Here is a 14,850-nt window from a genome sequence, read left to right as displayed (position 1 = left end):
TTCTCCTAACTTATTACACTATTATTTACAAGATGGGATCTGAATATTATTTGCTCAGCTGGATATGGCGGTGTAAACTCAAAATCAAAAGACACTTTTCCGCTTGCAATATTTGCCGGTGTATTGAGTTCGGGAGTTGCATAACATTTTCCACTGATAATTGCTCCTTGCGCTTTTAAACTTGCAAGGTAAGAATTCACCCCCTCAATCACATCATCTATATAAGTTTTTGTGATATTGCGATCAACTGCCCAGAGATGAGCTCGAAGTAAACTATCGTTAATTAAATCTGCAGTGCGCCTTACTGATAGAAAAGCCCATTTCGAATCGTTTGAACATGTTCTATTTCCCCAAAGCCTATAGCTATTTTGATGAATTATCGTTGTTACTTCATTTTCATTTAAATGGTTTGCTCTACAATTTGTATTACCGAGCGTAAAATCAATAGGCCTGCTTGTTCCAACAATACTATTTATCTCTTTATTTGAAGGCGAATGCCAAAATCCTTGCTCGCTGTCTATCTTAGCTATTAACCCAGCTACAAATGGACTCGATGGCAAGATTTCTTCTTTTCCTTCAATAAATACCTTAACCCAAGGATCAACTACGTAAACTCTTGAGCTGCCTACACTTTTTCTCCATTTAATTGCTTCTTCATCATTAGTATTTGGTCCATCTGCTACTATTATAGCTCTTAATTTTTCTGCTATAGAAATTAATGCTGCAACCACTGGATTTTTGCCATCTTCTGGTAATTGATGAGTAAATTGAGATGCAATTAATATTCTTGGAGCAACATGAACTATACTTTCACTGCTGAGAAATGCCTCTATCCCTTGATATTCTCCAGTCTCTTTATCAACTCCACCGATTATACTTTGAATAGTTTCACTTTCTTTGAGCTTTGGATCGCTGTTTTCACTTTCTTTAACTCGAATAACTACTACTGTTGCACCAATCTGGGAAAATATTCCATTTATTGCAGAAGGTAAACTGCCACTCTTTCCGAGCTTTGCTGCTTCCTTTAAGCTTCCTGCAACTAACACTGGTTTATTTAGCGGAAATTTTTGCTCATCTGCTTCAGGTGCAGTACCAATTACACCTATCACTGATGATTTAGCTGTACGTACTGTCTTTGCTCCTGAGGTTACCTCAATAACATTTACGCCATGTAAAAATTCTTCAGCCATTTCTTTGTATTTTTTTCCTGAAATCATCTAGCAAAGTCTGTAGCTCATTTTTACTTTTGGCTTCTGCAATTTTCTTCTTGGTAATGTCTTCCAACTCTTCACATTTAATTATTTCTTTTACTGCTTTTTTTGCTTTTTCTTCAATTATTCTTGCCATTTCAATAACTGTAATACCACGGACTTTTGCTAATGGTTCTATAATTTCTGTATCCTTTTTACTTATAGACTCTGGTGCTGCTAGAATGCTTTTTGCGGCTTTTTCTTGTATTTGATACGATTTAGCTTTTTGGTGAGAATTTCCAGCGTATTCGTTAGTATAGTTATTAAAATAAAAACGAAGTGCAGAAAGTTTCGCATTTTCCAATAACTCCAGCTCAATATCTTCCTTATTCCTTTCAACAATTTTCTCTCCTTCTGTTAAACAATAACTTTTTTGCCAGTCAAAATTCTTTGGTGCTTCATACCAATCATTTCCAGTTGGCTTGTTTTCAAGTGTTGTTGTTTCAATCTGCTTGTGGTTTTCAAAACGTATATAAATAGTCACAAATTCCTCCTCATTGCCATATTTGATCAGTTCGTTCTAACCCTGGACATTGCCAAGCCCTGAGCGTCCTTTCCACATCTACCTCAAGCCCTGTGGTGAGAAAATTGCTACGTATGTTATAAATCCCCCACTGAATAAATTGACCATAGTTGTGTACATAATTTGATGCAAGCATACCTTGACTAACTTGTGTTCTGGAATACAGATAAGATGATGTGTAAAGTAATATTGCAACTGTTTTTCCTGCTGGAATCTCCACATTACCAAATCCGGCTAACTTGCTATCAGAACTCATGTATTGGTAAACATTTTTCCATACTATTTTTGAAATACTTGATTTATTAGAATTAGTGTTATCAGGAGTTCCCACAAATAATCCTGCTCCCCCATACTCCGTACTCGAATACGATGATCCAACAAATTCCATTGTCTTATTTATGTTCACATTGGGAACGTTCAAAAAAGTGTGTCAAACCGAAAAAAAAGTAATAAATTGATATAAAAAATGGAGGTTTGATATGAGTCAAGCAAATAGAACTAATGGGTTGGTAGATTATAAAGAATTAGAAACAAATATCCTGTCATCTATACGAGAAGGAAGACCATTGACAGGAAGAGATGGAGCATTAACACCGTTTATAAAAAGGTTGCTAGAGGCAAGTCTGGAAGGTGAAATAGAAAGCCACATGTCAGCTAAAAGTGAAGAAAATAACCGAAGAAATGGGAGAAATGCAAAAACTTTACGCACGAGTGCAGGTTCATTTGAGCTGCTAACACCAAGAGATAGGGAGGGAAACTTTGAACCGCAAATAGTCAAAAAAAGGCAAACGAGCCTACATCCAGAACTTGAAGCAAAGGTCTTAAGTACATACGCCAGTGGCATGGGATACAGAGACATAGCTTCACACGTTGAGGAAATATATGACCATAAAATATCAGCAGCAGAGATATCCAGTATTACTGATAAATTGCTACCAATAATCAATGAATGGCGCAGCCGTCCACTGCAATCAGTGTATCCAATAGTGTTCATGGATGGCATGTTTTTTAAGGTCAAGGAGGACGGACATTGCGTAAGTAAATGCATGTATAATATATTGGGTATAAATCAAAATGGCAGAAAAGAAGTATTAGGTTTTTATTTGGCTGAAAGTGAGGGAGCTAACTTCTGGTTGGGAGTTCTAAATGACCTCAAAGAAAGAGGAGTAGAAGATATTTTAATTGCCTGCATTGATGGACTAAAAAGCTTTCCTACAGCTATAAATAGTGTATTTCCTAAAGCAGAAGTACAGCTATGTATAGTGCATCAGATAAGGAATTCACTGAAATATGTATCTAGCAAAGATGTAAAAGTTTTCATGAATGATTTGAAAAAAATATATCGTGCTTCAAGTAAAGAAATCGCTGAGAATTATTTGCTTGAGCTGGAAGAAAAATGGAGTGAAAAATATCCCTTAGTTACAAAATCGTGGCAAAACAATTGGGAAAATTTATCTAGTTATTTTAAGTATTCTGGGCCAGTTAGGAAGATGATTTACACCACCAATCCAATTGAGGGGTTGCATAGACAGATCAGAAAATTTACTAAAACTAAAGGTTCATTTACCAGTACAAATGCCTTGTACAAACAGGTATATTGTGCTATAAAAAAGGTAGAGCAAAAGTGGATTACTGCTTTGCCTAACTGGGCTTTAACTATGTCTCAACTTGATATCTTTTTTCCTGGCAGGTTAAAAATTGAGTTGAATTGAAAATGCGGTTTGACACACTTTTTTGAACGTTCCCTTCATAAATGATTTGAAAAAAATATATCGTGCTTCAAGTAAAGAGATTGCTGAGAATTATTTGCTTGAGCTGGAAGAAAAATGGAGTGAAAAATATCCCTTGGTTACAAAATCATGGCAAAACAATTGGGAAAATTTGTCTGGTTATTTTAAGTATTCTGGACCAGTTAGGAAGCTGATTTACACCACCAATCCAATTGAGGGATTGCATAGACAAATTAGGAAATTTACTAAAACTAAGGGCTCATTTACTAATACAAATGCCTTGTACAAACAGGTATATTGTGCTATAAAAAAGGTAGAGCAAAAGTGGACTACAGCTTTGCCTAATTGGGCATTAACTATGTCTCAGCTTGACATTTTCTTTCCCAACAGACTGAAAATTGAGTTGAACTAAAAATGCGGCTTGACACAGTTTATTTAACACTCCCAATTCCAGTCATATATTCACCACTTAGGTTATCTTCTATATGCCGCAATACTTCCAGACACTTACGTTTTACATCAGTTGTTGCTGTTCCAAGGGCAAAATTTACTACTTTTGGTGTTATTTCAAATTCGTTGTACAGATTTAATAATTCTGACCCATCAGCATCTAAAATTATTCCCTTCAGCGCTCCCATTCGCAAATGCTCTAATGTTATTGCATGTTTGTTTCTCATTAGCTGTAAATGGTCAGTTATTACGTCTGCTAGCGCTTTAAGTTCACTTTCTGATCCAAATGCCCTTATTCCCTGTACTTCCTCTGGTAACACTACATCATCATGCGGAATATGTGGAATCGTAAATGTTCTTACCTTTCTTTTTCCTCTTTTTCCTACTGTTGCTGGCGCCCCTGGTACTTGCGTTGGTAATAAACTTATACCAATTCCCGCTATACAAGCAACGAATAGACAATAATGGAAAAAAAGCCATACTGGAGTAAGTAAAATAGCGAGGTTTAGATGGCATTAAGATCAAAATTATTGGATGAAAAAGTGGTGGAATCAGCAAAAGAGATGCTGAAGAAAGTAAGAAATAATGCGTATGTTGCAAAAAAACTAAATGCTGTAATTGCAGCAAAAAAGCACAGTATAACAGCTGTAGCAAAAATATGTTGCATTTCGAGAAAGGCAATTACTACATGGATAAAGCACATAAAATTTGGAAGAGAAGAAAAATTATTTTCTCCACCTCAACGCCGTAGAAAAACTATATTGAACCAAAGTCAACTTGAACAAATTGAGGTGTGGATAGAGGAAAACCCCAATATTACTATTAGAGAAATGAGAATAAGAATCCAAGAAAGATTTGGTTTGAATATCAGCAAATCCACAATACATCGTAATATGCAAAGAATGAAATTCTCATATATCACACCAAGACCAGTTCATAGTGGACAGGATAAAAATAAGCAAGAGGAGTTTAAAAAAAAACCTCAATGAAACTATTGTCATGCATTCTGAAAAAGAGCTATTTTTCTTCGATGAATCACGGTTTGGTACACATTCAAAAGTTGGACATGGGTGGTTTAAAAAAGGCAGTAGGACACAGGTTAAGGTAAAATTAGGTAGGGAAAATTTTTATCTCTATAGTGCAGTTAATCCCAGAAATGGAGAGAATTTTAGCTTATTTGCACCAAACGTCAACACTGCTTGTATAAATATATTCCTTGAACAGATGTCGCAATATTTAGGAATACGAAAGGCTTTTCTCGTGATGGATTGCGCTAGTTGGCATAAGTCAAAAAGTTTAAAGATACCTAAAAATATCGAAATTATATACCTACCACCATACTCACCTGACCTCAATCCTGTTGAGAGGTTTTGGTTATATATAAAACAGAACATTTTGCGCAATAAAATCTACGATACAATTGTTCTGCTTGAGAGCGCTTTGTGTAAATTTATTACCTCTCTTTCCCCTTCCACGGTTAAACAACTCTGCAATGCTTCTTATTTGGTTCATTAATAATGAGAGTTGGTATTAATACTCCGTTGTGTTCTTCTATGGTAATATGTCTAAATCTTACTGACCTACTTGGAAACAAATTTAGATTTTCAACTCGTCCATAATTTATCGGCAATATATTTATCGCATTTGTTAGTGCCGTCATGCTAAATGCTGTATTTGTAAATGGATTTTGCATTTTTTCTCTCCTTTTTTTCCTATTAATTTTAGTTAAATTCCCTTGCGGACAATGATCCCTCGTGCTTCAAGTTGCTTTATTGCTGCAGCTTTCTGCTCTTCAGTGATATTTGCTGGCCACACAACCGCATGATCTGCTAGTATTGCACAACGAGTAATAATTACTGCTTTAGCATTTTCTGTCGCATTTACATCACTTACTACTGCACCTATCGCTGTTTGTGTACCATCTGTGGCAGTTGGATTTATTATCTTAACCATGCTATCTTTATCGAGAGCCACTACTGTACCAAGCTTTAGGTTCTGCCCTTTTGCTACTGTTATCTGATCTCTTGAATATAGACTTGATGCCTCATACTTTAATAAGTCACCCAGATTATTTTGTTCGCTTATACAACTCATAAATTTCTCTCCTTAACTGCTTACCGCCGCTTTTATCAATGCTATATACGGCGGTTATAAAAATACTTTAACTCCTACGACTTTTCGCTACCTGCATCATCAATTCTTCTCCTGAATTCTGTGGTATTGCACTCAGTATCTCTGTCTTTTTTGTTCTCTCTGCAAGTAATTCCATTAAAACTTCCCTAGCTTGCTCAACACTTACACTTTGCTCAATAAATTCTCCTATCTTTTCTGGCATCTTCGATAAATTACATAAACGTATTAATTCAAGAACTTCAGTACGATACTTGGTTAAATTATCAGTTTCTAGGTCATTTGTAGTTTGTTCATTCATAGCAATACTCCTGTTTTTATTAATAGATGAAAGAATTGTCATTCCGTCTGCAAGGCCTATTTCTACTGCTTTCTCCCCAAAATATAGCCCTGCCTCTGTTGATCGAATCTTTTCAATTGAAAGACCTCTGTTCCTTGCTATTAGCTGCAAAAACATTTCATATAGTCGGTCTACTTCTTTTTGTAAGCTTCCCAGACTTTCAGACGTCATTGGCTCATGTGGGTTTAAATCATTCTTTCGACTACCAGCAAAGATTGTGGTGTACTTAATACCTTGCTTTTCATCAAATCTACTTTGATCTATATGACTTGCTATTACTCCAATACTGCCAACACCAGAAGTTCTGCTCACAAATACCTTCTCAGCGCTTGAAGCTATAGCATATGCAGCAGAGTATGCATCATCATTTGCTATCGCTATTATCCTCTTTTTTGCTCTTGATTCATAAATAAAGTCAGCTAGGTCAAATATACCGTTTACCTCTCCTCCGGGGCTATCTATTTCCAGCATAATTGTCTCTATGCTACTATCTGCTAATGCTTGTTTGATTTGTTCTTCTATTTGCTCATATGATGTCATCCCGAGCATTTCATCAAACGCACCTGGTTTTTTAGTCAAGATTCCATGTATTGCTATAATTGCAGTTCTTTCTACGTTACTTTTGATGGAGTACTTTATGTTTTTAAACGTGGGATGTTTTTGATTGTTTAATGACAATAGCTCAAAACTCCTTGGTTCAAGCATTAATGGTTTTCCTAAGAGCATCATAATCCTTTACAATCAGAGTCAAACATTAAGTTGAGACTATTTGCACGTTTTTGATCTTCTGCTATTTCTTGATCTATTTCTTCAACATCGTAACCCATTTCTGATACTACTTCCGATCGACTCTTAAATCCATTCCTTACTGCCATTTGCTGCGATTGCTGGTCTTTCAGTGGATCCACCCAATCAAATCCCTGTGGTATCCATTTTACTTCTTCTTTCGCTGCTTTTACTACTTTTTCATCTATACTCAGTTCTCCACAAAGCACTGCTAATTCTAGCCATCTATTCCAAATAGGTCTACAAAACTGGAACACTATCACGTTATGCTGTAACATTGCGCACCTTCTGCGAAACTCTATCAACCCTGCCCGAATCGATGAATAATTAACGCTTGTTAAATCTCCTGTTAGCTGCTCATATGTTATTCCTGTACCTATTGCTATTGCCCTCAGTTGCTGTCTCATAAACGCTTCATAACTTCCTCCAACATCTGATGGCTCTGAAAATTTTATGTCCTCTCCTGGGTCTAAAAGCTGCATTGTTCCAGGTTCCAGGCCAGATAGTGCTACTCCTTGCTCACTTGCTTCACCTTCTCCCATGATATTTGCTTCTGGATCAAGTCTCGTAATAAATCCCGCAAACATTGCTGCAGTCTTTTTTCGTACTAATTCTGCATCATCATATTGATCAAGTTCATAGAGCTTTAGCAGTATACTCGAAAGCCATGGCTCTCCTCTAATTTGCTCAGGTCTTAGTGGTCTATAAATATGTAAAACATCATTTGCTGGTACTCTTACTGATTCTCCAAATGAGCCTTCGCCTGGATGTTCTCTAAATAAGTAATATGCTTCTCTTTGCCCAAGCTTGTTAAACTCAATCCCGTTTCTTATTACATTACCATTTGCTAAAGTTTGATTTGTTTTATTGTCTAAATGTTCAGACTCAAGTACTTGCAGTTGTAGTGGTACAGAAAATCTATCTTCCAGCTTTCTCGTTCTTAAACGTACAAAACATTCTCCTCCCTCTATCATACTTCTGCATACTAGAGCTTGTAATCCATAAAAATCACTTACTCCACTACTGTCTGCTTCATCTGTCCATCTTAGCCATAATTCTTGCACCTTCTTTCGAAATTCTCCATCTCTTGCTTTTGATTGTGGTTTTATTCCTGTTCCAATAGAGTTACTTACTATCGTATCAATTATATTTGCAGCGTAAGGATTTTTTCTCACCATATCACGTGATCTACTACGTAAAGTTTCAAGGCTTTGAGACAGCAAATTGTTTATACTTCCTAACTCTGGTTGAAAGTGAAAAAATCTTCTTCCTGAGCCTGCTGCATCCCAGGCTGAACTTTTGATTTTTGGCTTGTTGAATAATTGTTTGAAGGTTTTTAGTAGCATTTATAAAATTCCTTTACTCGTTAAAAAAATAATTTTCCTCTTTGGCTCCACTCCAGCAATCTTTAGCTCAGCTTTAATTCGTTGTCTTAAGTTTAGTAAATCATTTATATCTACTTCTGCATATCTTATACCAACTCTCATTATTAATGAACCAAATAAGAAGCATTGCAGAGTTGTTTAACCGTGGAAGGGGAAAGAGAGGTAATAAATTTACACAAAGCGCTCTCAAGCAGAACAATTGTATCGTAGATTTTATTGCGCAAAATGTTCTGTTTTATATATAACCAAAACCTCTCAACAGGATTGAGGTCAGGTGAGTATGGTGGTAGGTATATAATTTCGATATTTTTAGGTATCTTTAAACTTTTTGACTTATGCCAACTAGCGCAATCCATCACGAGAAAAGCCTTTCGTATTCCTAAATATTGCGACATCTGTTCAAGGAATATATTTATACAAGCAGTGTTGACGTTTGGTGCAAATAAGCTAAAATTCTCTCCATTTCTGGGATTAACTGCACTATAGAGATAAAAATTTTCCCTACCTAATTTTACCTTAACCTGTGTCCTACTGCCTTTTTTAAACCACCCATGTCCAACTTTTGAATGTGTACCAAACCGTGATTCATCGAAGAAAAATAGCTCTTTTTCAGAATGCATGACAATAGTTTCATTGAGGTTTTTTTTTAAACTCCTCTTGCTTATTTTTATCCTGTCCACTATGAACTGGTCTTGGTGTGATATATGAGAATTTCATTCTTTGCATATTACGATGTATTGTGGATTTGCTGATATTCAAACCAAATCTTTCTTGGATTCTTATTCTCATTTCTCTAATAGTAATATTGGGGTTTTCCTCTATCCACACCTCAATTTGTTCAAGTTGACTTTGGTTCAATATAGTTTTTCTACGGCGTTGAGGTGGAGAAAATAATTTTTCTTCTCTTCCAAATTTTATGTGCTTTATCCATGTAGTAATTGCCTTTCTCGAAATGCAACATATTTTTGCTACAGCTGTTATACTGTGCTTTTTTGCTGCAATTACAGCATTTAGTTTTTTTGCAACATACGCATTATTTCTTACTTTCTTCAGCATCTCTTTTGCTGATTCCACCACTTTTTCATCCAATAATTTTGATCTTAATGCCATCTAAACCTCGCTATTTTACTTACTCCAGTATGGCTTTTTTTCCATTATTGTCTATTCGTTGCTTGTATAGCGGGAATTGGTATTACCACATGATCACCATATGCAATTGATACTACTCGCTCTCCGTTTTGCAGCTTCTTTATCGCTTCTTCGACTTGAATTAAATAATCTTCGTTATACATTTATTACTTGCTGATCCATTTGCTTTTGACTATTTTCTTTGATTTTTTACTTTCCGGTTTTTCACTTAAACTATTCCATTTACTCTCTGGCCATCTGTCTATTCCCAGTGCTATCGATGCTGCTCTTGCATAAATTCGGCAATCTAGTACTTCATTTCTTTCTCTTACCTTTTGCCACTCTTGTTTGGTATATCCTTTTACTACTTTGCTGACTAATTGCTCTGCCGTTAGCTGCTTAAAATACTCAGGTGCATACTCGGGAAAATGACAATACCCTGGCGGTGTTTCTTCACCTTCTTTTAAAATATTAAGTAATTGAAAAAGCTCTGACTTTAATATCGATACTCCGACTGGCCAGAGCTTTATTCCTCTTTTCAGCTTTTGCCCTCCAACTGTTATATCTACTCTACTTGGGCTGCTCAGCGGCACTAGTGCTTTATTTACACCTTTCACTGCCATTACTCTTCCAGACCCTTGATGACTTCTCACCCAGTTGTAAACTTCCTGCGTTGCATACCCTGCATCAACCGCCATCATACTTATCATATATTCAAGCCCATTTTCACCAATAAAATGATGATTGAGGAGCTCCGAAAGCTTTTTCCATACTTCTCTACTTCCTGTATCTCCTTCAAATACTCGGTAGTCTATTGACCAACTTTCACGACTTTTTCCCCATGCTACAACTTCCACCTCTAGACGATCTTTTTGGACATCTACTCCTGCAGTAATACCAATTCCCGCTATACAAGCAACGAATAGACAATAATGGAAAAAAAGCCATACTGGAGTAAGTAAAATAGCGAGGTTTAGATGGCATTAAGATCAAAATTATTGGATGAAAAAGTGGTGGAATCAGCAAAAGAGATGCTGAAGAAAGTAAGAAATAATGCGTATGTTGCAAAAAAACTAAATGCTGTAATTGCAGCAAAAAAGCACAGTATAACAGCTGTAGCAAAAATATGTTGCATTTCGAGAAAGGCAATTACTACATGGATAAAGCACATAAAATTTGGAAGAGAAGAAAAATTATTTTCTCCACCTCAACGCCGTAGAAAAACTATATTGAACCAAAGTCAACTTGAACAAATTGAGGTGTGGATAGAGGAAAACCCCAATATTACTATTAGAGAAATGAGAATAAGAATCCAAGAAAGATTTGGTTTGAATATCAGCAAATCCACAATACATCGTAATATGCAAAGAATGAAATTCTCATATATCACACCAAGACCAGTTCATAGTGGACAGGATAAAAATAAGCAAGAGGAGTTTAAAAAAAAACCTCAATGAAACTATTGTCATGCATTCTGAAAAAGAGCTATTTTTCTTCGATGAATCACGGTTTGGTACACATTCAAAAGTTGGACATGGGTGGTTTAAAAAAGGCAGTAGGACACAGGTTAAGGTAAAATTAGGTAGGGAAAATTTTTATCTCTATAGTGCAGTTAATCCCAGAAATGGAGAGAATTTTAGCTTATTTGCACCAAACGTCAACACTGCTTGTATAAATATATTCCTTGAACAGATGTCGCAATATTTAGGAATACGAAAGGCTTTTCTCGTGATGGATTGCGCTAGTTGGCATAAGTCAAAAAGTTTAAAGATACCTAAAAATATCGAAATTATATACCTACCACCATACTCACCTGACCTCAATCCTGTTGAGAGGTTTTGGTTATATATAAAACAGAACATTTTGCGCAATAAAATCTACGATACAATTGTTCTGCTTGAGAGCGCTTTGTGTAAATTTATTACCTCTCTTTCCCCTTCCACGGTTAAACAACTCTGCAATGCTTCTTATTTGGTTCATTAATAATGAGAGTTGGTATTATATATAAAACAGAACATTTTGCGCAATAAAATCTACGATACAATTGTTCTGCTTGAGAGCGCTTTGTGTAAATTTATTACCTCTCTTTCCCCTTCCACGGTTAAACAACTCTGCAATGCTTCTTATTTGGTTCATTAATAATGAGAGTTGGTATTAGCAGCTCAAATGAGCCTGCACTCGTGCGTAAAGTTTTTGCGTTTCTCCCATTTCTTCGGTTATTTTCTTCACTTTCAGCTGACATGTAGCTTTCTATTTCACCTTCCAGACTTGCCTCTAGCAACCTTTTTAGAGCCTGTTCATAATCTTTTGAGGAGCAAGGCAGTAAAAGCTAGAACGACCATTTGTAGGCTAGTATTGAGTTTACGCTCGCAATTTTTCCATAACCGTCTACACTTTTCCAGCCAAGCAAAAGAACGCTCTACAACCCACCTTTTTGGCAATACAACAAAGGTATGTAATTCACTTCGTTTTATTACTTCAACGGTTGCACCAATAGTCGTTTTTATTTGAGTTGCAAAATTTTCTCCTGTATAACCTGCATCAACTAGTATATTTTGAACTTCGGAAAGATTTTTTCTTGCGTTACAAATCATCTCTACAGCAGCAGTACGATCTCCGATATTAGCTGTAGTAATATAAATTGCATGTGGCAAACCTTGCGTATCTACTGCAATATGACGCTTTATTCCTGAAATTTTCTTGCCGGCATCATAACCTTTTTCTTCAGCAATATCGGTGTTTTTTACACTTTGAGCATCAATGATGCAGAAGCTTGTTTTTGTATTCCGACCACTGTTGAAACGAACCTCTCCAACTAATTTTTTTTAAGACAATTTCTAGAACACTTTCTCTATCTTCATTCGGTTTTTTACTCCATCTCTTGAAGTAATCGTAACAATTGCGCCATTTTGGAAACTCTTTTGGTAGCATTCGCCACTGACAGCCACTTTTTAGCACATAAAGTACACCGCAAAATAACTCATATAAATCCAGTTTTCTTGGTTTTGTTTTTTTTCTACAGGATTCTAGATCTGGTAATATAATCTCAAATCTTTCCCGACTTATATCACTTGGGTATACACTCCTCATATATCCTAACTTATATACATTATCTCTTAGTTTATTCCTTTCTTGAGATCATGTACAGGTTCTTAGGAGATTCTTTTAATTTTAAATCACTATAATAACTAAACGCCCCATGTAACACTCCTTGAAAATGAGCCTCTTCACCAATAAAATCCTTAAAAGAAAACATCCCTTCTCCAACTTTCTTTGTTAGTGAATCATATTTATCTACTGATAGAACCTTACCTACTGCAGGAGTAATTTGAGACTTGAACGCTTCATCAAATGCTTCTCTCAATCCATTAAGATAGGGAACTTCTTTTAATTTTCCTTTGAAAAAATCTTTTCCTTTTTTATATTCACTCAAGGAGTCATACCTATTAACTTCCTCTATGTTAAAAAAATCTGACTTCTTTTGCTCACTTAAACTTATATACACCTCTGTGATTTTGCTTTGTTCTGTTAAGCGATCAGGCATAAGTATCTTTTTACTGCTACGATCCCCTCTTCCTCCTTCTCTAATATGAAAAATAAATACCTCTTCATTACGACCTCCTCTAACCAACGTAAAAGTTGTTACAGGCTTTCCGGATTTTGTGGTAGAATCGAGTGAGTATTCATCGTATAAAAATATAAATCTCTTTAGATCTACTCTTTTGAACTCATTAGCAAGAAGAAGTTGCCCTAACATGAATCTACTGAAGTAATTACCTCCTTTCTCTGGCGTACCAGGAAATGTGTGATAAATACGTTCTAGTGGCTGCTTTATTTCCTTTTTAAGATCAGCGATCGCACTTTCTTCACCACTCCAACTTGAAGTTACTTCTAGAAGTTTCTGTATCGTAGGTCGTGCAGGCTTCCTGTCAGCAGGTGGAGATATATGCATTGAAAACTTTTCACCTTCAGCTGAATCCAAATTTAACCCTACACATAACACATTATCTGAAACGGTTAAAACACGCATTGTGTTTGGCTGAAAACCTTTTGCATAATCTTTTGCTTGCTCTAATGCATCATCTGGTGTTGTACGAGTACCTGTTCCTGCTTTTAATTCAATAATAATGGGAACAGCGTTTAATGACCTATCCTTACCACGAGGCACTAGAACAATATCAGCATAACCTCTTCCTGCAAATTGCTCTAAGTAAACCCTAAGATTATGTCTATAGCGAAAATTTACTAAAGCTCCTGCTACAAACCCATGATGTGCTGCTTCTCTTGCTTGATCAGCATAAACAAACGAGCCCTTGTGTTTTGAGTGAACTTTACTGATTCTATCAATGACTTTCTTGGAAAATTCTTCAACTTTACTTGCATCAGAATCAGTTAACTCAGCTATATAATCTTCAGGCTTGCTTTTTGTATTATCATTTAGATCTTTCCATATTCCTTCCTCTTTTTTTATTTCATGAAATCTGTGACTAGCAGCAGAGTCAACTATTTCTTTGTCTTGTGTTTCAACAGAAATACTCTTTTCACTTTTATTGATTTGCACTAACTTAGATTTTACCGTACCTTTAACTCTATCTTTAATACCTCGAACCTTACCGATCTTGTTTTCTCTTTCGATATCGGGATGTGAATTTTCTCTTAATATATATTCCAATTCACCAGAAGTAAATTGATGGCGAGAATTAACATCCTCTGAAATAGAAAATAGCCCTATACCTTGAATAGCATCCGCATCACTTCTAATTTGGCTATTTTTAACAACTACTACTTTTAATGTTTTTGCAGTGTCAAAACGAAAGTAAACTTTTTTAACACCTAATTTTTCTGCAATTTGTGTATCCGGCAAGATAGAAAAGCTTCCTAAGAAAAAATGAGGGAAAAAACCTTCTTTGCTTACTGAATGTAAATATGATGGAATTTGGTCAATATATGATTGAAACCTTGCCTCAAAAGACTCAAACTTGCCCCTTTGCGCAACACTTGCACTAGCCCCCTTACCAGAATATACCTCTTGAATAAGTAGCTGTATTAACTCAAAATCCTGTACTCCTCCATCTTGTGTTTCTCCTTGCTTTCTTTTAGGCATATAACCCTCCTTTTAGACATATAA

Annotated in this window: 14 protein-coding genes and 6 pseudogenes; 5 read left to right on the top strand and 15 right to left on the bottom strand. The window is 35.9% G+C overall.

What is annotated here, in order from left to right:
• Nucleotides 1–5 precede the first annotated feature (5 nt).
• The 3 genes and pseudogenes from ABWU62_RS04550 to ABWU62_RS04540 form a co-directional block, all read right to left on the bottom strand.
• Nucleotides 6–1,190, bottom strand: coding sequence for a phage tail sheath subtilisin-like domain-containing protein (locus ABWU62_RS04550; protein ID WP_353288164.1), 1,185 nt, complete (start codon nucleotides 1,188–1,190; stop codon nucleotides 6–8).
• Nucleotides 1,183–1,734, bottom strand: a complete 552-nt coding sequence (locus tag ABWU62_RS04545) for a hypothetical protein (RefSeq protein WP_264707917.1) — start codon at nucleotides 1,732–1,734, stop codon at nucleotides 1,183–1,185. The genes ABWU62_RS04550 and ABWU62_RS04545 overlap by 8 nt, the downstream gene beginning before the upstream one ends.
• 10 nt (nucleotides 1,735–1,744) lie before the next feature.
• Nucleotides 1,745–2,191: pseudogene (locus ABWU62_RS04540) on the bottom strand (hypothetical protein); the annotation flags it as partial.
• A 61-nt stretch (nucleotides 2,192–2,252) separates the two neighbouring features.
• Here ABWU62_RS04540 and ABWU62_RS04535 point away from each other — a divergent pair.
• Both ABWU62_RS04535 and ABWU62_RS04530 read left to right on the top strand, forming a co-directional pair.
• Nucleotides 2,253–3,485 (top strand): IS256 family transposase, encoded by a 1,233-nt coding sequence (locus ABWU62_RS04535; RefSeq protein WP_353287494.1) that lies wholly within the window; start codon nucleotides 2,253–2,255, stop codon nucleotides 3,483–3,485.
• A 34-nt stretch (nucleotides 3,486–3,519) separates the two neighbouring features.
• A pseudogene (locus tag ABWU62_RS04530) lies at nucleotides 3,520–3,915 on the top strand (transposase); the annotation flags it as partial.
• A gap of 34 nt (nucleotides 3,916–3,949) precedes the next feature.
• Here the strand turns inward: ABWU62_RS04530 and ABWU62_RS04525 are convergent.
• Nucleotides 3,950–4,381, bottom strand: a pseudogene (locus ABWU62_RS04525) (major capsid protein); the annotation flags it as partial.
• 81 nt (nucleotides 4,382–4,462) lie between these two features.
• Between ABWU62_RS04525 and ABWU62_RS04520 the strand changes: the two are divergent.
• A protein-coding gene (locus tag ABWU62_RS04520; RefSeq protein ID WP_353287090.1) for an IS630 family transposase occupies nucleotides 4,463–5,468 on the top strand; the annotation gives its coding sequence in 2 pieces (ribosomal slippage) (nucleotides 4,463–4,924 and nucleotides 4,926–5,468; 1,005 coding nt in all).
• Here ABWU62_RS04520 and ABWU62_RS04515 read toward each other — a convergent pair.
• The 8 genes and pseudogenes from ABWU62_RS04515 to ABWU62_RS04480 all read right to left on the bottom strand — a co-directional run.
• Nucleotides 5,458–5,646 (bottom strand): annotated as a pseudogene (locus ABWU62_RS04515) (major capsid protein); the annotation flags it as partial. The gene ABWU62_RS04520 and the pseudogene ABWU62_RS04515 overlap by 11 nt on opposite strands.
• A gap of 32 nt (nucleotides 5,647–5,678) precedes the next feature.
• A complete protein-coding gene (locus ABWU62_RS04510) occupies nucleotides 5,679–6,047 on the bottom strand; it encodes a head decoration protein (protein WP_047759659.1) in 369 nt (122 codons plus the stop codon).
• 67 nt (nucleotides 6,048–6,114) lie between these two features.
• Nucleotides 6,115–7,149, bottom strand: coding sequence for a S49 family peptidase (locus ABWU62_RS04505; RefSeq protein ID WP_353288163.1), 1,035 nt, complete (start codon nucleotides 7,147–7,149; stop codon nucleotides 6,115–6,117).
• The gene (locus ABWU62_RS04500; protein WP_353287675.1) at nucleotides 7,149–8,555 is read right to left on the bottom strand and encodes a phage portal protein; all 1,407 of its coding nucleotides are present in this window, start codon (nucleotides 8,553–8,555) and stop codon (nucleotides 7,149–7,151) included. The genes ABWU62_RS04505 and ABWU62_RS04500 overlap by 1 nt, the downstream gene beginning before the upstream one ends.
• Nucleotides 8,556–8,696: a hypothetical protein gene (locus ABWU62_RS04495; RefSeq protein WP_353288206.1), complete on the bottom strand. Its 141-nt coding sequence runs from the start codon at nucleotides 8,694–8,696 to the stop codon at nucleotides 8,556–8,558.
• Between the two features lie 2 nt (nucleotides 8,697–8,698).
• Nucleotides 8,699–9,704, bottom strand: a protein-coding gene (locus ABWU62_RS04490) for an IS630 family transposase (RefSeq protein ID WP_353287090.1) whose coding sequence is annotated in 2 segments (ribosomal slippage) — nucleotides 8,699–9,241 and nucleotides 9,243–9,704 — 1,005 coding nt in all. Because the reading frame shifts where the segments join, the coding sequence is not laid out codon by codon here.
• 185 nt (nucleotides 9,705–9,889) lie between these two features.
• Nucleotides 9,890–10,618 (bottom strand): annotated as a pseudogene (locus ABWU62_RS04485) (terminase gpA endonuclease subunit); the annotation flags it as partial.
• Nucleotides 10,548–10,706, bottom strand: coding sequence for a hypothetical protein (locus tag ABWU62_RS04480; RefSeq protein ID WP_353287674.1), 159 nt, complete (start codon nucleotides 10,704–10,706; stop codon nucleotides 10,548–10,550). The gene ABWU62_RS04480 and the pseudogene ABWU62_RS04485, both read right to left, overlap by 71 nt.
• Between ABWU62_RS04480 and ABWU62_RS04475 the strand changes: the two genes are divergently transcribed.
• Nucleotides 10,700–11,705, top strand: a protein-coding gene (locus tag ABWU62_RS04475) for an IS630 family transposase (RefSeq protein ID WP_353287090.1) whose coding sequence is annotated in 2 segments (ribosomal slippage) — nucleotides 10,700–11,161 and nucleotides 11,163–11,705 — 1,005 coding nt in all. Because the reading frame shifts where the segments join, the coding sequence is not laid out codon by codon here. The two genes, ABWU62_RS04480 and ABWU62_RS04475, sit on opposite strands and share 7 nt — an antisense overlap.
• A gap of 9 nt (nucleotides 11,706–11,714) precedes the next feature.
• Complete coding sequence (locus tag ABWU62_RS04470) at nucleotides 11,715–11,861, top strand: hypothetical protein (RefSeq protein WP_410542183.1); 147 nt, start codon at nucleotides 11,715–11,717, stop codon at nucleotides 11,859–11,861.
• A 10-nt stretch (nucleotides 11,862–11,871) separates the two neighbouring features.
• Here the strand turns inward: ABWU62_RS04470 and ABWU62_RS04465 are convergent.
• The 3 genes and pseudogenes from ABWU62_RS04465 to ABWU62_RS04455 all read right to left on the bottom strand — a co-directional run.
• A pseudogene (locus ABWU62_RS04465) lies at nucleotides 11,872–12,012 on the bottom strand (IS256 family transposase); the annotation flags it as partial.
• Between the two features lie 7 nt (nucleotides 12,013–12,019).
• Nucleotides 12,020–12,812 (bottom strand): IS5 family transposase gene (locus ABWU62_RS04460; RefSeq protein ID WP_087740684.1). Its coding sequence is split into 2 segments (ribosomal slippage): nucleotides 12,020–12,547 and nucleotides 12,549–12,812, totalling 792 coding nucleotides; the frame shifts between segments, so codons are not numbered across the junction.
• A gap of 31 nt (nucleotides 12,813–12,843) precedes the next feature.
• A complete protein-coding gene (locus tag ABWU62_RS04455; RefSeq protein ID WP_353287673.1) occupies nucleotides 12,844–14,826 on the bottom strand; it encodes a hypothetical protein in 1,983 nt (660 codons plus the stop codon).
• Nucleotides 14,827–14,850: the final 24 nt, after the last annotated feature.

Source organism: Wolbachia endosymbiont (group B) of Gerris lacustris (assembly GCF_964028355.1).
Taxonomy (GTDB): Bacteria; Pseudomonadota; Alphaproteobacteria; order Rickettsiales; family Anaplasmataceae; genus Wolbachia.
Note: the sequence above shows the minus strand (reverse complement) of the source record. Positions and strands in the feature narration are given on the sequence as shown.